General features: G+C 36.8%; 31 protein-coding genes. 18 read left to right on the forward strand and 13 right to left on the reverse strand.

The annotated features are described in order from the left end of the window. Positions 1-288: 288 nt before the first annotated feature. Together KFZ56_RS12145 and rnjA are read left to right on the forward strand one after the other, a co-directional pair. Positions 289-498: a DNA-dependent RNA polymerase subunit epsilon gene (locus tag KFZ56_RS12145; RefSeq protein ID WP_222642185.1), complete on the forward strand. Its 210-nt coding sequence runs from the start codon at positions 289-291 to the stop codon at positions 496-498. A 4-nt stretch (positions 499-502) separates the two neighbouring features. After that, positions 503-2,170 carry a ribonuclease J1 gene (gene rnjA / locus KFZ56_RS12150; protein WP_222642186.1) on the forward strand — a complete coding sequence of 556 codons (1,668 nt, stop codon included), beginning with the start codon at positions 503-505 and terminating at the stop codon, positions 2,168-2,170. A 231-nt stretch (positions 2,171-2,401) separates the two neighbouring features. Here rnjA and KFZ56_RS12155 read toward each other — a convergent pair whose 3' ends face one another. The 5 genes from KFZ56_RS12155 to cbpB form a co-directional block, all read right to left on the reverse strand. Beyond that, on the reverse strand, positions 2,402-3,067 hold the full coding sequence (locus KFZ56_RS12155) for a potassium channel family protein (protein WP_222642187.1): 666 nt from the start codon (positions 3,065-3,067) through the stop codon (positions 2,402-2,404). Positions 3,068-3,150: 83 nt separating this feature from the next. After that, positions 3,151-4,980 carry an ABC transporter ATP-binding protein gene (locus tag KFZ56_RS12160; RefSeq protein WP_222642188.1) on the reverse strand — a complete coding sequence of 610 codons (1,830 nt, stop codon included), beginning with the start codon at positions 4,978-4,980 and terminating at the stop codon, positions 3,151-3,153. Positions 4,981-5,000: 20 nt separating this feature from the next. Continuing rightward, on the reverse strand, positions 5,001-6,749 hold the full coding sequence (locus KFZ56_RS12165) for an ABC transporter ATP-binding protein (RefSeq protein WP_222642189.1): 1,749 nt from the start codon (positions 6,747-6,749) through the stop codon (positions 5,001-5,003). 167 nt (positions 6,750-6,916) lie between these two features. After that, positions 6,917-7,369, reverse strand: coding sequence for a redoxin domain-containing protein (locus tag KFZ56_RS12170; protein WP_222642190.1), 453 nt, complete (start codon positions 7,367-7,369; stop codon positions 6,917-6,919). Between the two features lie 233 nt (positions 7,370-7,602). Next, positions 7,603-8,046 (reverse strand): cyclic-di-AMP-binding protein CbpB, encoded by a 444-nt coding sequence (gene cbpB / locus KFZ56_RS12175; RefSeq protein WP_222642191.1) that lies wholly within the window; start codon positions 8,044-8,046, stop codon positions 7,603-7,605. Between the two features lie 224 nt (positions 8,047-8,270). Between cbpB and KFZ56_RS12180 the strand changes: the two genes are divergently transcribed. From KFZ56_RS12180 to KFZ56_RS12205, 6 genes are all read left to right on the forward strand, one after another. Further along, positions 8,271-9,170, forward strand: coding sequence for a cation diffusion facilitator family transporter (locus KFZ56_RS12180; RefSeq protein ID WP_222642192.1), 900 nt, complete (start codon positions 8,271-8,273; stop codon positions 9,168-9,170). A gap of 177 nt (positions 9,171-9,347) precedes the next feature. Beyond that, entirely contained in the window at positions 9,348-10,202 is an 855-nt protein-coding gene (locus tag KFZ56_RS12185; RefSeq protein WP_222642193.1) for a metallophosphoesterase, read from the forward strand. Between the two features lie 113 nt (positions 10,203-10,315). Then, the gene (locus tag KFZ56_RS12190; protein WP_222642194.1) at positions 10,316-10,888 is read left to right on the forward strand and encodes an SCO family protein; all 573 of its coding nucleotides are present in this window, start codon (positions 10,316-10,318) and stop codon (positions 10,886-10,888) included. A gap of 25 nt (positions 10,889-10,913) precedes the next feature. Next, entirely contained in the window at positions 10,914-11,240 is a 327-nt protein-coding gene (locus KFZ56_RS12195; protein ID WP_222642195.1) for a hypothetical protein, read from the forward strand. 120 nt (positions 11,241-11,360) lie between these two features. Then, the gene (locus tag KFZ56_RS12200) at positions 11,361-11,837 is read left to right on the forward strand and encodes a YkyB family protein (protein WP_222642196.1); all 477 of its coding nucleotides are present in this window, start codon (positions 11,361-11,363) and stop codon (positions 11,835-11,837) included. Between the two features lie 60 nt (positions 11,838-11,897). Then, positions 11,898-12,113 carry a hypothetical protein gene (locus tag KFZ56_RS12205; RefSeq protein ID WP_255585130.1) on the forward strand — a complete coding sequence of 72 codons (216 nt, stop codon included), beginning with the start codon at positions 11,898-11,900 and terminating at the stop codon, positions 12,111-12,113. A 38-nt stretch (positions 12,114-12,151) separates the two neighbouring features. Here KFZ56_RS12205 and KFZ56_RS12210 read toward each other — a convergent pair whose 3' ends face one another. Continuing rightward, a complete protein-coding gene (locus KFZ56_RS12210; RefSeq protein ID WP_222642197.1) occupies positions 12,152-12,490 on the reverse strand; it encodes a hypothetical protein in 339 nt (112 codons plus the stop codon). Between the two features lie 142 nt (positions 12,491-12,632). Between KFZ56_RS12210 and KFZ56_RS12215 the strand changes: the two genes are divergently transcribed. Beyond that, on the forward strand, positions 12,633-13,532 hold the full coding sequence (locus KFZ56_RS12215) for a DMT family transporter (protein ID WP_222642198.1): 900 nt from the start codon (positions 12,633-12,635) through the stop codon (positions 13,530-13,532). Here KFZ56_RS12215 and KFZ56_RS12220 read toward each other — a convergent pair. Beyond that, a complete protein-coding gene (locus tag KFZ56_RS12220) occupies positions 13,529-13,675 on the reverse strand; it encodes an FbpB family small basic protein (protein ID WP_222642199.1) in 147 nt (48 codons plus the stop codon). The two genes, KFZ56_RS12215 and KFZ56_RS12220, sit on opposite strands and share 4 nt — an antisense overlap. 360 nt (positions 13,676-14,035) lie before the next feature. Continuing rightward, positions 14,036-14,206, reverse strand: coding sequence for an aspartyl-phosphate phosphatase Spo0E family protein (locus KFZ56_RS12225; RefSeq protein ID WP_222642200.1), 171 nt, complete (start codon positions 14,204-14,206; stop codon positions 14,036-14,038). 154 nt (positions 14,207-14,360) lie between these two features. Between KFZ56_RS12225 and lepB the strand changes: the two genes are divergently transcribed. After that, entirely contained in the window at positions 14,361-14,885 is a 525-nt protein-coding gene (gene lepB, locus KFZ56_RS12230; RefSeq protein ID WP_222642201.1) for a signal peptidase I, read from the forward strand. Positions 14,886-15,150: 265 nt separating this feature from the next. Here the strand turns inward: lepB and KFZ56_RS12235 are convergent, their stop codons facing one another. Together KFZ56_RS12235 and KFZ56_RS12240 are read right to left on the reverse strand one after the other, a co-directional pair. Then, on the reverse strand, positions 15,151-16,515 hold the full coding sequence (locus KFZ56_RS12235; RefSeq protein WP_222642202.1) for a TrkH family potassium uptake protein: 1,365 nt from the start codon (positions 16,513-16,515) through the stop codon (positions 15,151-15,153). 52 nt (positions 16,516-16,567) lie between these two features. Next, on the reverse strand, positions 16,568-16,990 hold the full coding sequence (locus KFZ56_RS12240; protein WP_222642203.1) for a YwpF family protein: 423 nt from the start codon (positions 16,988-16,990) through the stop codon (positions 16,568-16,570). Positions 16,991-17,232: 242 nt separating this feature from the next. Here KFZ56_RS12240 and nfsA point away from each other — a divergent pair, with 242 nt between their 5' ends. The 8 genes from nfsA to KFZ56_RS12280 all read left to right on the forward strand — a co-directional run bounded on the left by nfsA (position 17,233) and on the right by KFZ56_RS12280 (position 21,806). After that, positions 17,233-17,976 (forward strand): oxygen-insensitive NADPH nitroreductase, encoded by a 744-nt coding sequence (nfsA, locus tag KFZ56_RS12245; RefSeq protein ID WP_222642204.1) that lies wholly within the window; start codon positions 17,233-17,235, stop codon positions 17,974-17,976. A 133-nt stretch (positions 17,977-18,109) separates the two neighbouring features. After that, entirely contained in the window at positions 18,110-18,316 is a 207-nt protein-coding gene (locus tag KFZ56_RS12250; protein WP_222642205.1) for a DUF1657 domain-containing protein, read from the forward strand. A gap of 77 nt (positions 18,317-18,393) precedes the next feature. Next, on the forward strand, positions 18,394-18,840 hold the full coding sequence (locus KFZ56_RS12255; RefSeq protein ID WP_222642206.1) for a hypothetical protein: 447 nt from the start codon (positions 18,394-18,396) through the stop codon (positions 18,838-18,840). Between the two features lie 19 nt (positions 18,841-18,859). Further along, positions 18,860-19,339, forward strand: a complete 480-nt coding sequence (spoVAC, locus tag KFZ56_RS12260; protein ID WP_222642207.1) for a stage V sporulation protein AC — start codon at positions 18,860-18,862, stop codon at positions 19,337-19,339. After that, positions 19,339-20,355 (forward strand): stage V sporulation protein AD, encoded by a 1,017-nt coding sequence (gene spoVAD, locus KFZ56_RS12265; protein ID WP_222642208.1) that lies wholly within the window; start codon positions 19,339-19,341, stop codon positions 20,353-20,355. Before spoVAC ends, spoVAD begins: the two co-directional genes overlap by 1 nt. Then, the gene (gene spoVAE / locus KFZ56_RS12270) at positions 20,352-20,702 is read left to right on the forward strand and encodes a stage V sporulation protein AE (protein WP_222642209.1); all 351 of its coding nucleotides are present in this window, start codon (positions 20,352-20,354) and stop codon (positions 20,700-20,702) included. The genes spoVAD and spoVAE overlap by 4 nt, the downstream gene beginning before the upstream one ends. A 13-nt stretch (positions 20,703-20,715) precedes the next feature. Continuing rightward, on the forward strand, positions 20,716-20,913 hold the full coding sequence (locus KFZ56_RS12275) for a DUF1657 domain-containing protein (RefSeq protein WP_222642210.1): 198 nt from the start codon (positions 20,716-20,718) through the stop codon (positions 20,911-20,913). A gap of 35 nt (positions 20,914-20,948) precedes the next feature. Continuing rightward, the gene (locus KFZ56_RS12280) at positions 20,949-21,806 is read left to right on the forward strand and encodes a DUF421 domain-containing protein (RefSeq protein ID WP_222642211.1); all 858 of its coding nucleotides are present in this window, start codon (positions 20,949-20,951) and stop codon (positions 21,804-21,806) included. 266 nt (positions 21,807-22,072) lie between these two features. Here KFZ56_RS12280 and KFZ56_RS12285 read toward each other — a convergent pair whose 3' ends face one another. Genes KFZ56_RS12285 through KFZ56_RS12295 form a run of 3 tightly spaced genes read right to left on the reverse strand, consistent with a single transcriptional unit; the run spans position 22,073 to position 24,279 of the window. After that, the gene (locus tag KFZ56_RS12285; RefSeq protein WP_222642212.1) at positions 22,073-23,053 is read right to left on the reverse strand and encodes a zinc-binding dehydrogenase; all 981 of its coding nucleotides are present in this window, start codon (positions 23,051-23,053) and stop codon (positions 22,073-22,075) included. 5 nt (positions 23,054-23,058) lie between these two features. Continuing rightward, a complete protein-coding gene (locus tag KFZ56_RS12290; RefSeq protein ID WP_222642213.1) occupies positions 23,059-23,991 on the reverse strand; it encodes an ArsA family ATPase in 933 nt (310 codons plus the stop codon). A 30-nt stretch (positions 23,992-24,021) separates the two neighbouring features. Further along, complete coding sequence (locus tag KFZ56_RS12295; RefSeq protein WP_222642214.1) at positions 24,022-24,279, reverse strand: cory-CC-star protein; 258 nt, start codon at positions 24,277-24,279, stop codon at positions 24,022-24,024. Positions 24,280-24,298 lie beyond the last annotated feature (19 nt).

Below are 24,298 nucleotides of genomic sequence, written 5' to 3' on the forward strand. Positions count from 1 at the left end.
AAACGCCTAAGAGAAAAGCTGAAGAAACGCTGGAAGGACTTTTTAGGCCAAGGACGTGTACCTACAACTTGTGAAAAAGACTACCATTGATAAAACCAATCACAACAACAAGGTACCATAGAATAAATAGCCATGCTACGGAAACACATTGACGGAAATATTTTAAATACGGAATCTTTAAATGAATAATATTCAAATAAACAGTTAACGGGAAGTTTCGTTCTCCTGAGAACAAACTAACTTTTAACCAAATAATACAAAAGAAAATGAATTATAAGGAGAGATGAAATGATTTACAAAGTATTATTTCAAGAATTACCAGATGAAGTTCCTGTTCGTGAACGTACAAAGAGTTTATATATAGTAGCAGAATCTGAACGTGAGGTACGTCATAAACTAAGCGATCGCAATTTAAATATCGAGTATATCCATGTATTAAATGAAGCACATCTTAATTACGAAAAACAATCCGAGAATTTCACAACGGAGAATGTGTAAATAAATGAAGTTTGTGAAAAATGATCAAACAGCTGTTTTTGCGCTAGGTGGACTAGGTGAAATAGGAAAAAACACGTATGCCGTACAATTTCAGGATGAAATCATTTTAATCGATGCAGGTATGAAATTTCCTGAAGATGAGTTACTCGGCATTGACTATGTCATCCCGGACTATAGCTATCTAGTACAAAACCAGGATAAACTAAAAGGATTATTCATCACGCATGGACATGAAGATCACATCGGGGGTATCCCATACCTCTTACGTGAAATTAATGTGCCCATTTATGCTGGAAAACTCGCGCTCGGTTTAATAAGAAATAAATTGGATGAACATGGATTATTAAGAAATGCTAAATTAAACACCATTCAAGAAGATGATGTTATTAAATTCCGTAAAACTTCCGTCAGTTTTTTCCGTACAACACACAGTATTCCCGATTCCTATGGTATCGTTGTTAAAACACCTCCTGGAAATATTGTTCACACAGGTGATTTTAAATTTGATTTCACCCCGGTTGGTGAACCAGCTAATCTGACAAAAATGGCTGAAATAGGCAAAGAAGGCGTACTTTGCTTACTTTCAGATAGTACAAACAGTGAAATACCTGGTTTCACCATGTCCGAAAGAGTAGTTGGGGACAATATTGATGAAATTTTTGGCAGTGTTGATGGCAGGTTAATTTTTGCAACGTTTGCTTCCAATATTTATCGGCTTCAACAGGTGATTGATGCCGCTGTGAAGTATAATCGCAAAGTAGCGGTATTTGGTCGCAGCATGGAATCAGCAATCAATCTTGGCCAGGAGTTGGGTTACATTCAAGCTCCAAAGGATACATTTATTGAGCCAAATCAGATTAACCGTCTCCCTGCTCAAGAAGTAACCATTCTATGTACAGGATCCCAAGGTGAGCCAATGGCAGCTCTTTCCCGTATTGCAAACGGAACGCACAGACAGATACAAATGATACCTGGTGACACCGTTGTATTTTCTTCATCACCAATCCCTGGAAATACGGTTAGTGTTGGTAGGACCATTAATAAATTGTATCGCGCTGGCGCAGAAGTTATTCATGGACCCTTAAGTAATGTTCACACATCGGGACATGGAACGCAAGAAGATCAAAAACTAATGCTGCGTCTTATGCAACCGAAGTACTTCATGCCAATTCATGGAGAATACAGAATGCTAAAAGAACATATAAAACTTTCAGATGCATGCGGTATTGATCCAACCCATTCATTTGTTATGGATAATGGTGATGTACTGGCACTAGGTAAAGACAACGCATTAATAGCAGGGAAAATTCCTTCCGGATCGATATTTGTTGACGGTAGCGGCATTGGTGATATTGGAAATATTGTTCTTCGTGATCGACGTATTTTATCTGAAGAAGGATTGGTTATTGTTGTTGTCAGCATCAATATGAAAGAATTTAAAATTGCTTCAGGTCCGGATATAATCTCACGTGGATTTGTGTATATGCGTGAATCAGAAGACTTGATAAATGAAGCGCAGAAAAAGGTTTCTGCTCACTTGGAAAAAGTGATGGAAAGAAGAACAACCCAGTGGTCAGAAATTAAAAATGAAATAACCGACACAATAGCACCATTTCTGCATGATAAAACAAAACGCAGGCCGATGGTACTGCCAATCATTATGGAGATCTAAAAAAAGACATTGCTGGTAAAATAAATACCAGCAATGTCTTTTTTTGTCGCAAAAGAAATAAACTTGGACGTAGTTGTGCCATTCTTTTTCCAAACATTGGTTGAGCGTAGGATACCGCTACGCTCACAACTATCATTAGAACGAGAGCCTTCTCATAAAGTTACTTTCACTACGCCACAGTATTATATCAACCACGAAGTTTTAAAGCTACAATGGCTTAAGAAAAGCGCCTTAATTATCGATGACAAGGTGTTTCTCAAATCGGGAGATGTCCTTATCTGAACCTATGACAATAAGAATATCATCATTCTTCAATACCTCATCAGCACGTGGAGACACATTAATTTCCTCCCCTTGTCTGATTGCTACTATATTACATCCATAATTTGCCCGAATATTAAGATCGACTAGTGTTTTTCCAGCCATCTTCTTGCCTGCTTTCACTTCCACAATACTATGTTCATCCGATAATTCGATATAGTCCATAATATTATTGGAGAATATATGATGGGCGATACGCTTTCCCATATCCCGTTCAGGATGTACGACCTCATCAATTCCGAGTTTATTTAAAATCTTTTCATGATAATCGTTTTGGGCTTTTACTGTTATTCTTTTTATATCTAAATCCGTTAATATGACTGCAGTTAAAATACTTGCTTGAATATTCTCACCAATCGCTACAATGACATGATCAATATTTTTAATACCAATTTCTTTCAACATAGCTTCATCCGTTGAATCAGCAATAACTGCGTGTGATGCTATATTTTTAAATTCATTCACTTTCTCTTCATCATTATCAATCGCTAGTACTTGCATGCCTTCCCTGCTTAATTCCTGACAGATACTACCACCAAATCGACCTAAGCCAATAACCGCAAAATCCTGTTTCATAACGTTCTCCTCCATCAAATTTACAAACTATGTTTATCATACATGAGAGAATGAAAAAAGAGCAACCACGAAAGTTGCTTCTTTTATATGGCATCAAGCATTTGAAATTGTGATCGGATTAAACCAAAGTATTCTCCTCGTTGCTTCATTAATTCCGCATGATTACCACTTTCCAGAACTTGGCCGTTTTCCAATACATAAATATTATCTGATTCTCTTATGGTTGACAGACGGTGTGCAATTATAATCGCCGTTCTCCCTTTTAAGAGCTTCGCTAAAGCTGCTTGAATTTTCACTTCCGTTTCCGTATCAATACTTGCTGTCGCTTCATCCAATATCAGGATACTAGGATCAGCAAGCAATGCTCTAGCAAAGGACAGTAATTGACGCTCCCCGGCTGATAATACATTTCCCCTCTCTTCCACTTCCGTTTCATATCCAGCCGCAAGTCGCTGAATAAAATCGTCGGCTCCAACGACAATCGCAGCATCCACCACTTCCTGGTCTGTAGCGTCCGGTCTACCGAATCGGATGTTTTCCATAATCGTTCCGGAGAAAATAAATGTATCCTGCAGGACGACACTGATCTTTTGTCGGAGACTGTCTACTTTCACATCCCTTAAGTCATATCCATCAACTTTCACAGAACCTTTCGTTGGATCATAAAAGCGGCTGATTAAATTTGCTATGGTGGACTTCCCACTACCGGTATGTCCAACAAGGGCAATCGTTTGGCCTTGCTGAATATCCAGGGAAATTTCATGCAAGGCAACACGATCCGCATCATAAGAAAATTCCACATGATCAAATTCAATATGACCTTTCATATCTGTAAATGTATATGCATTTTCTTTCTCTTCTACATTTGGCTGTTCATCCAAAAATTCAAATATACGCTCAGATGAAGCCATCGCCATCAATAACTGATTGTACATTTGACCAAGCCTGGAAATCGGCTCCCAGAACATACCAAGAAAGAAAGCAAAAGTTACAAATGTACCTACTTGAATGGAACCACTTAAAATCAAATAGGCTCCATACGCAATAAGAATAATCGTCCCTATGGCATTACATATCTCCACAAGCGGGCCAAACATGGCACTTTTCTTTGTTGCTATTCGGAATCGTTGAAAGTAATCTTCATTGATCCCATTAAAAAATTCAGCATTTTCCTTTTCCTGCGAAAAGGATTGTGTAATACGTATACCCTGAATGCCTTCATTCAAATGTGAGTTTAACCTGGATTGTTGGATACGAACTTCCTGCCACGAACGCCGTATCGTTCTTCTTAATTTTGTAGAAATAAAAAACATAAGCGGCAATACAATTAAAACTGCCAAAGCAAGTTCCGGGCTTAATACAAATAAGACAACCATAATCCCTGTAAGCATCACCGTATCCATCAGTAAATTGATGATCCCATTCGTAAAAAGCTCTTGCAATGAATTAATATCATTCATAATCCGAACTAAAATGGATCCAGCTGAACGTGAATCGAAAAAACGATGTGACAGCCGCTGTACATGTGAAAACAAATGCTGCCGCAAATCGTAAATAACATTCTGTCCCAATAGATTTACCCATTTTATACGAAATGTATTTCCCACATAACTTAGTAAATATAAAATTCCTATCCCCAGAACAAGAAAAGCAAGTAGACCTAAATCCTCATTAAAAATAACAATATCGATGGCAACTTTCCCAATAAGAATAGGTACGATTAAACGCACAGCGGTGGATATTAGCATAGCAATCACCGCACCGGGAAGATAGGTTTTTGAATAAGGTTTTAAATAGTTAAGCAAGCGCACCATTTGTTTCCAATTAAATGGCTTTTCGATTGCCTGATCTACTGTATAATGGAACCTGTGAAGATGGCGGTTTTTTTCCTGCTTTGTTGCTTCATGCCCCATATATATCCCTCCATACCTTATTAATTGGCTCTATCCATAATAGCTTCGCGGTCTTGATATTGAATATTATATATTCGCATGTAGGGTCCATTATTTTGCAATAATTCCGCGTGAGTCCCCCGTTCTGCTACTTCTCCTTCATCTAACACCAGGATTTCATCAGCATGTTTTAATGAAGAAATACGGTGAGCAATAATAAAAGATGTTCTGTCTTTCATAACTTCTTTTAACGCTTTTTGAATGGCGAATTCGGTTTCCATATCTACAGCTGAAGTCGCATCATCCAATATCAAAATGCTTGGATTAATACAAATGGCTCTGGCAATAGCGATCCGCTGTTTTTGTCCTCCGGATAGTCCCATCCCCCGTTCTCCCAGCATGGTGTCATATCCGTCAGGCATCTCCATAATAAAATCATGGGCCTGCGCTCTTTTTGCTGCATCGATAATATTTTCCTCTGACATATCCGAATTTCCATATCTTATATTTTCCCGAATGGATGTGGAAAATAAGAATGGTTCCTGCAGAACAAATCCGATATGTTTTCGTAACGTTGTTAATTTATAATCTGAGACAGGTATTCCATCAACAAGGACTTCTCCTTTGTCCGCTTCATAAAAACGAGTGATTAACTGTGTAATACTAGTTTTCCCGGAACCTGTAGCACCGATTAAACCAACAACTTTTCCAGAAGGTGCGTCAAAACTAATATCCTTTAATGCCGCATCATCATCCGTTGTGTATGTCAATGTCACATTTTTAAATGTCACATGACCTTCTATTGCTCGGTCTGCAGCATTGCTCTTTTCCATAATATCCTCTCTTGCATCCAAAATTTCAAGTAGTCGCTCCCCGGAAGCTTTCGCCTGTGAAAATTGATTTATAATAAAGCCAAGGTTCATAAGTGGATTCATCATATACCAAACCAAACTAAAAAATGCAACTAACTCCCCTAATGCGAGATTTCCATAGATGACAAGATAGCCTCCAAATGCAAGTAAAGCAACCACACAAATATTTCCGATAAACTCCATTAATGGGAAATATTTAGCCCAGATTCCGGATGTCGTTAGATAATTTTGCCGATAATTTTGGTTACTGTCTGAAAACCTGTCAATCTCAAAACCTTCTCTTGATAATGACTTTACCGTGTTCATGCCACTAATATTTTCCTGCACCCGGGTATTTAGTCTTCCGAAAGATTTCCTTATTGATCGAAAAGCCGGATGCACACGCCTGTCAAATCGATATACAACAATAATTAGAAAAGGCATCGCAGCCATTGTCACAAGGGTTAGAGGAATAGAATAAAAAGACATAACGACCAGGCTGCTTACAAACAACAATGCCGCTTGTATTAGATCAGCAAATCCGAATGACAGAAAGTTACGGAACATTTCCACGTCTGCTGTTAAACGTGACATTAAATCACCGGTTTTCGCATTGTCATAATACTTAAATGATAAGATTTGTAGCTTTCCATACAAGGCTTCACGCAACTTATACACTGCTGTAATTCCAAACAGATCTCCTAAATATTGAAAGGAAAAAGAAGAAACAGCTTTAATTGCCATTAACATCAAAAATATAACTGAAATATACGGTATCAAATGATATTGATCAGCTAATACAACATTATCAATCGTTTGCTGTAAGACGATGGGATATACGACTGTAATAGCGGTTACAAAAAGTAAAAAGAATATAGACCAAAAGAAATATCGTATAAATGGCAGGTAAAATCCCTTTAGCCTTTTTAATATATTCATCACATTCCCTCCCCAAATGAGTATTTCAGCACAATTACTAATATAAAGGTTTTGGACATAAATATCCACTTTTTTTCATTAAATTTTTTAAACTTTTTTATTGTTCATATTTAAAAGAGAAAAAAATACACTCAGCTGATTTATGAGTGTATTCGTAAAAGGTTTTTTCAAATTGTACGATCCAGAACCCGATTTATTCGTTTTCGCAATATGTTTATACCGCCACTATTACCGCTTTGATAATATCTTAGTTTTCCTTCATGATCAAACAAATAATATGCAGGAACATATCTAACGCGAAAAGCATTTGTTAATGCATATTCATTGTCTACAATTATGGGCTGGGAAATCCCTTGTTCGTTGGCAACACCTTGTATTTGATCAAGATTAATATCTTCTTCGGAACGTGGCATATGAACTGCTATTATATTCAAGGTATCACTATAAGTATCTCTAAATATATTCACGTTAGACATATCTCTTTTACATGAATCACAACTAACAGACCAAAAATGAATTAATGTAGGTTTCCTTCCGATTATATCTTTTCTTTCCAGTTGTTTGCTATTCAACCATGCCGTTGCCCCGTCTAATTCAGGCATTTGATCCCTTAATTTCATTTTATCCCACCTTATTATTAGAATGTTCGTGATTTTTTCTACCATTAAAAAAGAAGCTAGGGATATACGGATAGACCTTAGCTTCATTATCGTATTCTATTTTAGGCTTTTTGTTCCTTAAACCTAAGATAATTTTCATCCTGGTTTAGATAACATTATACAGCACACTTTAACATCGTGAATCGCTCTATACTCCAAAACTCAGCCAACTTGTTGGTATTGCCAGCTGAATATTAAGTTTTTGATGTATACATATCTCGCTTTAGTTGCTTTAAAATAGCTCTTCTGGTTAGAATCCCATCAAAATATCCATCCCCATCTGCAACACAAACAAATGGATGATTGATAACAGCATTCATTCCTTTCATAAAGGTATCTTCTTTTAATAAACAAGGGATATCATCATTCATTACTTCATCAACTCGGATATCGGACAGCTTTTCAAATTCAATACGTTCCAATCCTAATATTTGATTTAAAATGCTTGTCATTCCAATAGTGCCAACTAATTTATAAGATGCATCCAAAACAGGAACGGCGGAGTAACCAGTTTTAATTAAAACTAATAATGCATGTTCTAAAGGATTATTCACCTGTACATGCGCAACCTTATCCGAAGCGATCATGACATCTTCAACAGCTATATTTGTCAATTGATTGTCTTGTGTTACACTCATATAAAAACGCCTCCTAAATTAAACTCCATATACATGTTCATTCCATTTTATCATTTATAATATCTGAAAAAGAAAACGCTTACCACACACAACTACATAATTATTTTACCATAGATTATAATAAGAAACATCTTCAGGAGTTATTATAGTTGACCCATTTTAAAAGTTTTTATAATATGATCATATGAACATGTAAAGCACACGCTCTAGGAGGTAAATCTTTTATGGAAAGTCATCATAATCATGCTCATCATCCAAGCAATACGCGTGTTCTATTCCTGAGTTTTCTATTCATATTTGCATTTATGATCGTAGAAGCAATTGGCGGCTTTCTAACCAATAGCCTTGCACTACTATCAGATGCTGGACATATGTTAAGTGACGCAGCAGCACTTGGATTGAGCCTACTCGCATTTAAAATTGGCGATAAAAAGGCGACCCAGGATAAAACATACGGGTATAGGCGTTTTGAGATCATTGCTGCCTTTTTGAATGGAGTTACGCTAATAGCCATTTCCCTATATATTTTTTATGAGGCCTTTCACCGATTTTCAAATCCGCCAAATGTGAGTGCGAGTATGATGGTGATTGCCTTTATGGGATTAATTGTTAACATTCTGGTAGCCTGGATGTTAATGCGTGGGGATTCCAAAGAAAATTTAAATATTAGAAGCGCATTACTTCATGTATTTGGTGATCTACTTGGCTCTATTGGCGCACTAATTGCAGGTGCCCTTATTTTCTTATTTAACTGGAATATTGCTGATCCCATTGCAAGCCTTATTGTTGCCTTTCTAATTATTATCTCTGGATTTCGCATTACCAAGGACGCCATCCACATTTTAATGGAAGGAAAACCGGATAATGTGGATATGGGTAAAATCATCGAAAACCTATATACGTTAGATGGTGTGAAAGATGTTCATGATTTGCATATATGGTCTATTACATCTGAATTCCCTGCAATGAGCTGCCATTTAATTGTTGATGACACAGTTGACCGGGATCACTTATTGCAAAAAGCCAATCGCGTATTAAAAACGCATTTTAATATTTCCCATTGCACCATACAAATAGAAGGGTTATATACATCCATCCATAATGAATCAGATTACTGTGATTAGATATTGGCTTTTCAAAATGGATGATACGCGTTTTAGTTTCTATTGTGATAACGATAGTATGATCTGAATAATTTCCCGATAATTATGATTATATTCTTTAACCACTAATTTTTTCTTTATCCGTGCTATAATCTTATTAGTTTCATATACCTGAGGTTATAGAAAGGTTTGACAATAATGAACAGACGATCGTTCTTGAAAAAAACACTCGGTAGTTTTTTAGCATTAGTTGGTTTAAGTGGCAGCACGTACTATTACGCCCGGGAAATTGAACCAGCATTGCTTCATATAAATGAAAATAATATTACTTCCAATAAGATTCCAGCCTCATTTAATAATTTCAAAATCGCGCAATTCTCCGATACACATATCGGTTTTCAATATACATTGGAACAATTTGAAGAATTAGTAGCAACGATTAACGAACTGGAAGCTGACTTGATTATATTTACAGGTGATCTTGTCGATAAACCCCATACATACCATTGGAATGATAATCTTACAAACGCCTTAACGCAATTAAACGCTCCAAAAGGCAAGTACTGGATATATGGAAATCATGACCATGGAGGTTATGGCACTGAAATTGTTCTGGATGTGATGGATCAAGCTGATTTTAAACTATTGAAAAATAGTCATTCTGTTATTGAAAAGGATAACGAACGTATCGTACTAGCTGGTGTGGATGATATCATGCTTGGTCAGCCAGATCTAAACACAACGTTAGATCAAGTGAATGCTGATCTGTTTACGATTTTGCTTGCACATGAGCCAGATTATGCGGATACCACTGTGAATTTCCCTGTAGATATTCAATTATCAGGACATAGCCATGGTGGTCAAGTTCGATTTCCATTTATCGGCCATTTGTACACACCGTCCTATGCGCAAAAATATGTAGCAGGGAAATACACTTTTGATCATGAAGGGCTCTCCCTATATGTCAATCGTGGTATCGGAACAACCAGGCTCCCTTATCGTTTCTTATGCCGACCGGAAATTCATGTATTTACGTTAAACAGTACAGCCTGAAGGAATCAAGTTACCGATAAATTGTCATAGATATGTCGATTTAAAATTATTATCCCAGTGTTATACTGTATTTAAAAGTTAACTTTGGGGTTAGATAGAAAGGCAGGGAGAATATGAAGCGATTTCAGATTTTACTTTTAGGTAGTTTAGTTCTTTTTCTCGCCGCCTGTGGAGAAGATATTGAAACAAATATGTCTGAAGATGTGGCAGACTTTGAGTTTACAACACAGGATAATGAGGCATTGAGTTCAGATGACCTAGATGGAGAATGGTGGGTAGCAGATTTTGTTTTCACAAATTGTACCACTGTTTGTCTCACGATGACACCAAATATGTCCAGATTACAATCAAGCTTGGAGGAAGAGGGTATTGATGCTCAACTCGTTTCATTCAGTGTAGATCCGGATTATGATACACCTGAAGTATTGAAAGAATATGCTGATGAATACGATGCGGATTTAAGTAACTGGTCATTTCTAACAGGGTATGACTTTGAGACCATTAAGGAATTTTCCATCACATCATTTCGTTCAATGGTAGCAGAGCCCCCATCTGATTCAGATCAAGTAACCCATGGAACTAGTTTCTTCCTGATTAATCCGGAAGGGGAAGTGATTAAACAGTATGATGGTTTGGATGTTAATGTAGTTGATCTAATTGTTGAGGATCTACAAGCTGTCATATAGTCATTGCTACAAAAGGAGTTTCCACATGAAAAAGAAAACTTGGATTTTTATCTTAACTTTCATAGGTATCATTCTTATTGCCGGGTTTACGATTCCTAAGGAGACCCATCCTTCTGGCGACACAAGGATTATTCTTGAACATAATAAAAGTACCTATATCGCACCATCTTGTTTTGAGCAATCCAATCCGACAAATTATCTTGAAGATGCCCAGTTGCAAGACGCAGCGGACTTAAACTATGAAGCCAATGGCTCCTGTACAGAGGATGCTTTCGAAAGCGAACAGGATGCATTGATCATTAGTCTCCTTAAAGATATAGGGATTTTAAATAAGAAATGGGATAATAGATAGATCTAAAGAAGAGCAGAAATACGTTTTTCTGTTCTTTTTTATTAAAAACATTTGCACTTGGACAGGCTTTACGATAGGATAAAGGCAAGTAATATATTTGATAGAAAAGGAGGGTAAGCAATGAAGAACAATATCAAGTTAAGTGATCTGGCTAAAGCTTTATTTACCATTAACCGACATGCCAAAACGGCTCCAGAACCTCAACATTTATATTTTATAAAAAAAGAAGCGATTAATCGCCTGCTGAAGGAAAAACAAGCTACAAAAGTAGGGCTACATTTCTCGGATCAACCGAAACTAAGCAATCAGCATTCCACCCTGCTTGTAAAAGTAGATAGTTATTTTTTTCATATACCTCCAGAAAAACAAGACTTCAAAGAGCTTAAACATTTAGGTTCACTTGACCATAATTACCGTAACCCTCAAACGAAGATGTCCTTATCACAAGCTAAGAAAATAGTCTATCGTTATATAGACTGGAAACCAAAGGAGAAAAGACAAACTTCTGTGCCCAGAAAAAGATATACTTCTTCCTATTTCACACCTTCCTCCTTAGGGAAAATGGAATGGCCATCAAAGAAAACACATCGAAATTAATAAAATCACGTTTCACTCTTCCGATAGTAAGGTATTATACCTGTAAAAGGAGGACTTCAAATGATAGAACTTCATGCCTTCATGTCTGAATTAAGAGGTTATGCTGAGCAAACGCATGAGTTAAAAGATCACTATGAAAAGCTGTCAGAAACTGAAAAAAAGCTAGTGATGGATGCAGCACCAGATCATTTAGACTCACCAGAGGAAATATTTCATCCGGTATTTCGCTGGCTGCAGAATTTGCAGAATGAACTGGACATGAAAAACGAAAAATAATATTTTTATAAGCGTATTGCCTCTTGCATACGCTTTTTTCAATTGGTTTTCATCAATCGCCGGTAACTATAAAATAAAATAAGCACAACCCCAAAAACTGCTAAAGTCTGTAATGTGATTTTTAACAAATGAACCCGTAAATGATGAAAGTCTCCTATGAATAGAACTACGATAAAACAACTAATAATAACCAATAAACTGCTGATAATATAGCTTAGTAATTTAGCAGACCGTTTTGCTACAAACCAGGTAATAAACGGTTGGACAACCAAGTAGCTTGTTATGATTCCTATAGCTATAAGCAAAACATAGATATGTTCCTCCCTTACTCCTAAAGGGGTAAACCGTGATAAATTAATCCAGCTGACGTTAAACATATATTGCTTCCCCCTATTCGTTCTGAATGTATGTATTTAAAGTCTCTACACTTATTTCTTCAAATATACATTTCTATGCTCTAATGTTGCCATCTATTTGTTATAATCTTCTTAACGATTTAAAAAAGGATGGTATAATACGTTGAATAAAGCTTTTCTACTCATCATCATCGGTGCTGGTTTATGGGGGACTATTGGCTGGTATGTAAATCATTTATATACATTTGGGTTTACACCTATGGAGGTTGTTACCTTAAGGTCGTGGTCTTCAGCCCTTTTATTATTACTCTATTTAATGATCACTTCACCTAAAAAGTTAAAATTACATACACCAAAAGATATAAAATATTTTTTAGGTACAGGTATTTTAAGCATCATCTTCTTTAATTATTGTTTGTTTACAGCTATCGAATTGTCTACACTCCCTGTTGCAACAGCATTATTGTATACAGCACCGGCTTTTGTAACAATGATGTCTTTTTTCCTATTTAAAGAGCCCCTGACAAGGGTGAAAATCATCTCCCTAGTTGTTACGCTGTTTGGGACTTGCTTCGTTGTTGGGGTAATTCCACTGAATATGCAATCGCTTCCTATTAACAGTATCTTATTTGGATTAGGATCAGGAGTTGGTTATGCACTATACAGCATATTTAGTAAATTCGCATTAGAAAAATATACAAGTTTAAGTATTACAACGTATACATTTATTGTCGCAGCAGTTGCACTAGTACCGTTTTTCCCATACCAAGAAAAAGCATTTTTACTTATGGAACCACTTGTCCTATCCTATGCGTTTGGGCTTGGGTTTTTACCAACTGCATTTGCGTATATTATTTACACCTATGGACTGCAGCAGACAGAAGCCTCGGAAGCTTCCATCTTAACTACAATTGAACCTATTGTAGCAACGTTTATCGGTATTTTTATTTTCCAGGAAGCATTTACGTTTATGCAGATGGTTGGAATGGCTTTGATTATTGGTGCGATTGTAGCCATTCAGGTAAATAGCAAATCTTATAGAAAAAAGTCAGGAGCGACTTAATGCCGCTCCTGACTTTTTTCTCTTGCGTCTGCTTGTTTTTTATCCAGCCTTATTTCTAATTGGGAAAGGCTTTTTTCATCATCTAATAATTCTCTTTTATTTTGTTGAACGAGTTGTTCAAAATTTAGCGATTTTGGTCTCATACATCATACACCCCTTTTTAATCCTTTACTATAAGTATACCCTAGTTTTCTCCCTCATAGTTTATAATTATTTGAACATTTTATGAAATTTTTATATTATACTTAATTTATCGGTCAATCAAGTATAGCATTCGAGTATTTGCTCCCCCCACCTAAGCAATAAGAAAGGAGCATACATCCTAAAATCTTTAGTGCGACAGTCGATTTAGTCGCACTTATACTAGGATTGGTATATATACTTTGGATCTGCCTAAAAAACCAAATTTAAAATGATTGTAAACATAAGGTTGGACATTTATGGAGCATTTACAGAGGGAAAACCTTGGATTAACCATGCATAGAACTGCAGAAAACAGATTATCATCTATTTTGTTCAATTTTTTTCATCGTCTCATAGAGGTTCAATAATTGATCCAATTCCTGACTGAGTTCAATTGAATCAATATGAGTATACCCTTTTTCGGTTGCAACTTCAGCCATTTGTTGGCGCAAAAATTCTATTCGTTTTAAAAGTTTATCGTCGGGATACATTATAATCGAATTGGTACCTCCTCAGGCTTTTCTTTACTTTAGCATAGGTAAATAGACAATGACAAGCTAACGAGTGAAGTTTTATCCCTAGAATACTTGTGTTCACTATGCTATTATACTATTGGAATGTCTTTTTCCAGAAAGGATGGATCTGTTGGCTGAAAAGAAAAAGAAAAACGAATTGCTGGAATGGACAAAGGCTATTATTATTGCTATCATCATAGCTTTCATTTTACGAACCTTTATATTTGCCACTTCGATCGTTGAAGGAGAAAGTATGGAGCCAACGCTGGAAAGCGGTGAACGAGTAATCGTTAATAAAGCAGTTTACTTACTTGATGAACCTGATCGTGGAGATGTAGTTATTATTCAAAGACCTTCGAAAAATTATGTAAAACGTGTCATTGGCTTACCCGGTGAAACCATCGAAATAAGTGACAATACATTATTCATTAACGGAGAAAAATATCAGCAAACATTTTTAAATGAGGAAGACTTACAACGAACCGGAAATTCAGGTCCTATTGAGGTCCCCGATGATTCTTACTTTGTAATGGGAGACAATCGTGGGATAAGTAAAGACAGCAGAAATGGATTGGGATTTATAGCTGAAGATGAGATTATTGGAAGGTCAGAATTTATCATATATCCGTTTAGTGAATGGGGCAAAACCAGGTAAGGATCAGACAACTGTCTGACCCTTACCTTATTCTCTATCAAAAAGGCAGTAACCTACATTCAAAACAATTATTCCTAAACAAACAACGCCGAAAGCTATTTCCCACATGAACGTGAACCTCCTTCATATTAACTATGTACCGTTTAGAAGATCTCTAATAAATATAATACTCCTCCCTACTATCATATCAAGATCCTTCCCCTAAATAAAGTAAAATAGGATGAAAATAATATCAGAGCTAATATACAACTAATAAAGTAAATGATTAGCCAATGATCATTTTTTCTTTTGGATAATGGTAATTTCCGCTTTTCTTATTCGTTTTAAACGAAAATAAAATTGTAATGATACCAACCCTACCAATAAACATTAAGAACATGAGAATAATCTTGCTAAATGCAGATAATTCACTTGTTATACCAGAAGAAAGCCCGACAGTTCCAAAAGCTGATGTGGCTTCAAAGAGCGTTTGACTTAAAGAATATGGTTCTGCAACCGAGATCAGTATGATGGAAATAAATACAAGAATAATCGCCAGCAAAGTTACAGTAACGGCTTTTAACAAGTCTTCCTCATACACCTCCCGATTAAAAATACGAATACTTCTTCTACCTCTGGCAAATGTAATAATAAAAATGACTACAAGCGCAAAGGTTGTTGTTCGAATACCGCCACCTGCACTACTAGGAGAAGCTCCGATAAACATTAAGAAAGACATAAACAGATGATTTTGCTCTGTCAGTTGACTGACATCCATTGTAGCTAAGCCACCGCTTCTAGTAGTCACAGATTGAAAAAACGCATAAAACAATGCTTCATGCCAAGATTTATCCGCAAAAAAATGACCAACATCCAGTATGTAAATAAATAAAGCACCAATGACAATCAGGATAAAAAAAGTAGTTGTCGTTACTTTTGAAAACAGACTAAAGCGCACTTCCCCACGTTTGCCTAATTTTGACAATATATATTCTTTTAACTCGATGAGAACCGGAAAACCAATGGCTCCAAAAATAATTAAGATCATATTTATAAATTGTACAAAGTAATCATCCTTAAATAGAACTAACGACTCACCGGTAATATCAAAACCACCATTTGATACGGCACTTATTGTTGCAAAAAAACCTTGTAAATAAGCTTCTCCAACAGTTGGAAAATACTGCAGGAAATAGGTCCCCAAAATAAAAAAGCTAATCAATTCGACCGTTAATAATAAATAAACGATTTGTTTAATCAAGCGAACCATGCCTTCAAAAGAAGTTTGATTTTGGTCTGTCATAATTAGACGACGCTCTTTCAAACCAATTTTCTTGCCTAAAAGCAGCCAAATAAATGTACCAATTGCCATAACTCCTACTGCACCTAACTGCATAATAAATGCAAGAACGATAATACCACTTGTACTGAGTGTATCCGTAATCACGATGGTACTTAATCCGGTAACACTTAAAGCACTTACTGCTGTAAAAAGGATATCGACAAAGGAGATAGCTACATCGTCCTGATAAATGACAGGCAAAGACATAATTATTGTTGATAAAACAACCGCAATAGAATAAAAAATCAATAGAATTTGCACAGGCGAACGTTTATTTATCCACCAGGAAAAAGGATTTCGATGATTCATACATAATTCTCCTTACAGCTCATCTAATTCATGAAATACATGACCAAATTTTTCAATCTAACTTTTTAGCCACTACATCTTTAAATTTCTTTATTAAATCATTTCCTTGGTACCCTTCATCAATTAAACCAATTAGGATCTCTTCCACTTTATTTTTACGTCGATCAACAATTGACCCTAAAAATAGCACATTCATATGTTCCCCTATTTCGTTGACTCCAATAATGGTCGTGATAAATGTAGCGGGTTCATTACTTTCTTTGGTGATTTTTACCTGGAGCATGATCTCATTTTCTTTCTTTAGTTCATTAAAATAATGCAAGTAGGAATAGTCAATAAAAGCTTCGATAACCCATTGATTATTATCATCTTCCCGGTTAATCGTAAGACCATCTTTTAAGGGAATTTTTTTTGGCATAAGATTATCATCTCTTTGTTCGATAATTTCCAACGATTTCAGCTTAAAGGTTTTCATCTGCTGCTCCCCCCTCTTAATTTCTTCATCATTGTAACAAAAAATCTGGATAATTAATATTTTTATTACTAAAAAAAGCTTTTCACAAAAATCTATCGTTGATAAACGAGGGATAATTATCCATTTTTCAATTGCATATTCCTGTTAACATTTTAAAAATATTGTATAATTGGAGATGTTCGTTTGTATATGAAGAGCCAAATACAACGAATATTATTACGTGTACAAAGGAGCTTTTATTTATGAATACTACAGTAGAAACGATTCTTAATCATCGTTCTATCCGTAAATTTAAATCAGAAAAACTAACAAAAGATCAAATACATACCATCGTAAAGGCTGCTCAACAAGCTTCAACCTCGAGCCATGTTATGGCATATACTATTATAGGAATCACTGACGAAAATCTAAAGGCAGAGTTGTCAGCTGTTTCGGGACAGCCTTATGTAAAAGACAATGGCCACTTATTTGTATTCTGTGGAGACTTAAACCGTATTTATCAACAAGCTTCTATAGAAGAGCAATCACAAATGCAGGAAAGTATGGAAAGTACAGAACAATTTATTGTAACAACAATTGACGCGGCGCTGGCTGCACAAAATGCATCTGTTGCGGCAGAGTCGATGGGACTTGGTATTTGTTTTCTAGGCAGCCTGCGAAATGATATAACACGAGTAAGCAATTTATTGAAACTTCCTGAACACGTCATTCCTTTATTCGGACTAGCAGTGGGCTATCCGGATCAAGATCCTGAAATCAAACCACGTCTCCCGCTTGAAGTTGTTTATCAGGAGAATGAATATGCAACTGACAAGCAACACGCATTAATACGTGACTTTGATAATCAGCTTACATCCTATTATCAAAATCGCTCCAGCAATACACGAACAGATACATGGACCGAGCAAATGATTCGAAAGTACAGTCATCCCATACGAATGGATGTTACACCATTTATGAAGGATAAAAAATTTAATAAAAGATAAATCTAAAGCAGTATATCCATATGGGATGTGCTGCTTTTTTATTCTAATCTCCATAAAGGAAGAATGTAGAAAGTATATTTATACCTCAAAGCTCAAATTATAATTAACAACCTTACTAAAAAGGAGGATTTATATGACGGTAGGTAGCCAATTAAAACAGACCATTGCCGGGCTTAAAAGTGCACAAGCAAGTTTTGAGCAATTTGCATTGCAAACGGAAAATAAACAAGCCAAACAAACGTACGAAAATGCTGCACAACAAACACAAACTGTCTTGCAAAGTGTTGAACCAAGAGTACAGCAAATCGAACAGGAAGAACCACAATACAAAGGTTTTTAGAAGTAAACTTGGGGTTGGTGTTTTGCCAACCTCGCTATAACGCATAAATAGAGAAATGGGTGAAATGGATGAACACCTTGAAATCAATTGTATTTATCAGCTTCGCACTTTTGCTTGTTGGCTGTGGAACGAATTCTGAATCACAGGGAAATAATGATATTGAATTAAACCAGATTTCCACAACTTCAAATGCCATTGATCAAGAACCTGCAAATCAAGCAAAAGAATACTTAAGTAAATACGAAGAAATAACTTCTATAAAAGCTGTTAATACATCCAAGAAGCTGATGATCGCTATTGAAATTCAGCATCACGAACGATTTGGACTCGCAAATTTTCGAGAAGAACGAAAGAAAGAAATGAAAGAAAAATTTCCAAACATGGAAGTCGATATCTCCACAGATAAAAAAATAATTCTGGAACTTGAGCGACTAGAAAAAGCGCTTGAATCAAAAAAAGTATCAAAAAAAGAACTTGAGAAAGCATTGGATAAAATTATTTCCTTATCAAAAGAACAGACTTAGGAGAAAAGAGTGAAATGACATGGCAGATAAAAAGAAAAAAAATTTACCTCCAGAAGCACAATCCTATCAAGCATTTCAAGACAAGCGTGAAGTAAAAAGGCCCTTATTAAAAAACTGTATAAAAGCATTTTTTGTTGGTGGGTTCATCTGTTTTATCGGCCAAGTGATAACGACTTTCTATATTTACTACTTTAATTTTACCGAGCAAACAGCCGGGAGTCCAACAGTAGCCACACTTATTTTCATCACAATGCTATTAACCGGATTTGGTGTTTATGATCGTATCGGGCAATTTTCCGGCGCAGGTTCTGCCGTTCCTGTTACAGGATTTGGAAATGCGGTTATTTCTTCGGCTATCGAATACCGGACAGAGGGGTTTATCTTAGGTGTAGGAAGTAATATGTTAAAGCTCGCCGGTCCGGTTATAGTATATGGCGTGTTTTCTGCATTTATCATCGCACTCTTAAAAACAATTCTTATAAAATGGGGTGGATTATAATGTTGATTGGACATCAGACATGGACCTTCGAAAATAAACCTGTGATTATTTCTACCGGTACAGTAGGTGGGCCATTTGAGGCGAATGGAAACATTCCAAATGATTTTGATATTTTACATGAAGACATGTGGCAAAGGCAGGCATCTTTTGAAAAATCACAGCAAGTAATGATGGAAGAAGCCTGTCAGGTAGCCGTCAAAAAAAGCATCATTGAAAAAGAACAAGTTGAATTTTTTATAAGTGGGGACTTAATCAATCAAATTACTCCTTCTAACTTTGCTGCAAAAACAATGGGAATTCCCTATCTCGGTTTATTCAGTGCCTGTGCTACATCAATGGAAAGTTTAGCATTAGCTGCTTTTTTTATAAATAGTAACGGGGCTAATTATATATTGAGCGGAACGTCCAGTCATAACGCAGCAGCTGAGAAACAATTTCGCTATCCCACAGAATATGGCGGACAGAAACCACCAACGGCACAATGGACAGTTACTGGCGCCGGTTGTGCTTTAGTAGGAAAAGATGGTATAGGCCCAGTCGTCACCTCTTCTACCATTGGCAAGGTTGTCGATATGGGAATAACAGATCCCTTTAATATGGGGGGAGCTATGGCACCAGCAGCTGTAAATACCATTGAGACTCATTTTAAAGAAAGAAATGTGGATCCGGACTTCTATGATTTAATCATCACAGGTGACCTTGGTCATATTGGGAGAGAAGTTTCACTGGATCTTATGAATGAGCGTGGGCTTAATGTCAGAGAGGAGCAATTTGTAGACTGTGGGCTTACCATTTACCGAGAAGATCAGCCTGTTCTAGCTGGTGCAAGTGGACCTGCATGTTCGTCTATCGTGACATATGGACATTTTTTAAATCAAATGAAAAAAGGTGATCTAAAGCGAATTCTTGTTGTTGCCACTGGATCCCTTCATTCGCCAATGAGTATACAGCAAAAAGACCCCATCCCCTGTATCGCTCATGCAGTTTCTATCGAGTCAGGAAGTGAAACCTTATGATATTTTTCTGGGCCTTCGTAGTGGGTGGACTCATCTGTGTCATTGGACAAATTATGCTTGATGTATTTAAATTGAACCCTGCTCACATGTTAACGATTCTGGTGATCTCCGGGGCTGTGCTGGATGGAATAGGTTTATATGAACCATTGATTGATTTTGCTGGAGCAGGCGTTACCGTACCAATCACAAGCTTTGGTAACCAGTTGGTTCACGGTGCAATGCAAGAAGCGGAAACACATGGGCTTATTGGTGTTGTGACAGGTATGTTTGAAGTTACCAGTGCAGGTATTTCTGCTGCCATTATTTTCGGCGTGATTGGGGCAATACTGTTCAAATCAAAAGGATAGGAGTTGAAATGACATGACAGTCGGAGCGCAAGTGAAAAGCTGTTATTCATCGATAAAGAGTATAGAGGCAAGCTTGAATATGATGACAAATAAAGCCCAGGATCAGGAAACAAAGGATACATTTCATCAAGTTCAACAAATCATGAACGAAATAAAAATGGATTTGCAGCAACAGGTTATACATCTTGAAAAAGAAGAACCACAATACTAGCTGCCAACGAAAACAATGAGAAAGGTACGATTCTTATGCCGGATTGGATTACCATTATTTTACAGTCACTTACATTATTAGTTATTTTGTTTTTTATGACAAAATGGCTTGGCGCGAAACAAATGTCACAACTAAATGTTTTTGAATACATTTCTGGCATCGTTTTGGGTGGTATTGTAGCTATTCACACGATAGATCCAAACAGCAATCTCATATATGGAATTTTAGCCATGTTTGTCTGGTTTATTGTGCCTTTTACTGTCGAGTATATTTCGTTAAAAAGTAAATCTTTTCGTAATTTCACGGATGGAAAAAGTACAGTATTTATTCAAGACGGCAAAATTATGGAGGATAACTTAAAAAAAGAAGGATATACCACGGATGACTTACTTGAGAAATTGCGTGACAATAATGTATTCCTTGCTTCTGATGTTGAATTCGCTATATTGGACCCATCCGGAACAGTAAGTGTTCTGCCCAAAAAAGAGAACCGTCCTTTAACGCCAAAGGATCTAGGCTTAAAACTCGCACCGGAAAAAGAACCGCAAACGGTGATTATGGATGGAAAAGTCTTACTCGAACCCTTGGCCAATTTAAATTTGAATACAAATTGGCTGGAAACAGAATTGGATAAAATCAATGTTAGTATTGAAAATGTGTTTCTAGGACAAGCAGACACAAATGGTCAATTAACGGTCGATTTATATGATGATAAGATTGCAGTACCAAGCCCTTCAGAATTGCCTCTTCTACTGGCTACAATGAAAAAATCCCAAGCCGATCTAGAGCTGTTTGCATTGGCTACAGAAGATGAGAACGCCAAACAAATGTATGAAAAAAACAGCAAAAAAATGCAACAAGCGATTGATATGGCTGGTCCCTATTTAAAATAAATAATAACGTTCTTTTCATACGAGTGCTGTTTGCTATAATCACCGGCCAGGTGACCTAAGGGTGGATGCGTCCTTAGGTCACCCGCACTGGTAAGTAACTTCAATATATTGCATATAGATTACAGTTTAGCATGAATAACCGAGATATCAGCGGAGGAAACACATGATACGAGAGGCGAGGCATTGTTAATACACCTCAAATTACATTAGCAATCTTTTTTGCAAGCAGTGCTAGCTTCTCGAAATCACTTGCAGCACGACGAGTTTTAATTCATCCGCACAGCAATCTTTCCGAACTGCTTCCCTTCCTGCAAATACTCAAAAGCTTTCGCTGCTTCGTCCAATGAGAAGGTCTGATCAACGACAGGATGTGTTTTAAAATTTTCTATATGTTCCAGCATTGCGATGAGTTCTTGTCTGCTACCCATGGTTGATCCGAACAGCTGATATTGGCCATAGAAAAATTGGCGTAAATTAAAATCTACTGTATCGTCTGTGGTAGCACCAAATATCACGATTCGTCCACCTTTTTTCAAAACCTCTAATGAACGGTTAAATGTAGCTTGTCCAACACTGTCAATTACTAAATCAACCGTTTCATTTACTAGCTCCTTCGTCCAGTCACTAGCTGTATCCAATATAATGTCTGCTCCCAATTCCTTTGCTTGCCTTTGCTTTTCTACGTTTCGGGAAGTAACGATTACTTTTGCCCCTATATTTTTCGCAAACTGAATGAGATACGTTGCCACACCACTACCTGCTCCAGGAATAAATACCGTGTCTCCTTCTTTCACCTGCCCTTTTGTAAAAAGTGCTCGATATCCTGTTAATGCGCTTAATGCTAAAACACCAGCTTCTTCCCATGTTAAATGTTCCGGCTTTTTCTCGACTTGTGCTGCAGAAAGAACAATTTTTTCAGCGAAAGTGCCATGGTCCGGCATGCCAAGAATATCAAACTCCTTTGGCGGTGCGTCACTATTTTCCTCCCAACGTAGAGAAGGATTAATAATAACATCATCACCCACTTTCACACGTGTAACCCCATCACCTACTGACGCAATGACGCCAGCACCATCTGAACCAAGTACTAATGTATCTTCCGTACGTCCTCTTCGATTTGGAAGACCAACATCACGTCGATTTAAACCTGCTACATGCAAATGAACGACTACCTCTCCGCGCCCTGCAACCGGATCCTGAACATCCTTGACTTTTAATTCTCCATATTCATGTACAAATGCTTTCATTCCTGTCACCCTTTCTCATAATATATACTAAATTCCGCTAATTGATCTGTATTCGTTACATCATGGGAGAATAACGGCACATAAATACGTTCCTGTCTTTGAAATGTTTCTTCAATCATGGACACATACTGTTTTTCATGCTCTCTTCGCTGCAGCAAAAATTCTCCGTCTGCATCATCTGGCAGAACTTTATTCACGATTACAGTTTTTACATGCAAATGATACTGATCCAATAATTCAATCGCCTTTTTCGTTTCTAAAATTGGGAGTCTTTCCGGGTTCAGTACAAAAATAAAACCCGTCTTTTTCCCATCCAGCATAACCTCTCGGGCTTTTGAAAAGCGTTCCTGCCTTTCCCGCAACACATCGTAAATCGGATCCTCAACCGGATCCCCGTCGTTTAATAGCTGGGAATAATTTTCATTCGTTTTCCTTCTTTTTTGCAGCAATCCATTTATCCAAACACCCATTAGTTCAGGAAGTGATAATAATCGTATGGTGTGTCCTGTTGGTGCTGTATCAAAAATCAGCTTATCGAAATGCTTTCGCTCCTCTAAAATAATGGATATTAGCTTATCAAACAACGCAGCTTCATCCGCTCCTGGGGAAGCCTTAGCTGTGTCCAACTGCCGATGAACCTCTTCCATCATACTTGATTGTACAGTATCCTTAATATTTTCTTTTACACTTTTTATATATTTATCTGTTTCTATTTCCGGATCTATTTCCAATGCGGACAAATTATCTGCAACTAGCGTTATTTTCCCACCAATGGACTGCTTAAAAATATCTCCTAAATTATGTGCAGGATCTGTAGACACAAGTAATGTCTTATTTCCGGATTTCGCAGACTTCCAAGCAATCGCAGCAGCAGAAGTAGATTTTCCCACACCGCCTTTACCACCAACAAAAATAATATGCTTTGCTAATACTTCCACATTTTACGCCTCCTTCTTCTTTACGATTGCCTAGCAGCAGCGAATTCCTGTTAGAGGCGATTTATCCATACCCATACGCAAATGCCAATCATGGAAATTCTCGATCATGTATGGATAAAGTTCCAGTGTATAATAATAAATTGGATTTGGTATGCCAATCATCTCAGAATACAACAATAACAGAAACAAATCATCCTCATCCCGTAGTTCACGAGCAATTTCCTGACGATGTGGCATGCTTAATACTTCCTCATAAAATTGAATCATCTTTTTCACATATTCCAACATTGTCCTCACCTCGCTTGAG

This window comes from Virgibacillus sp. NKC19-3 (assembly GCF_019837165.1).
Classification (GTDB): domain Bacteria; phylum Bacillota; class Bacilli; order Bacillales; family Amphibacillaceae; genus Virgibacillus_L; species Virgibacillus_L saliphilus.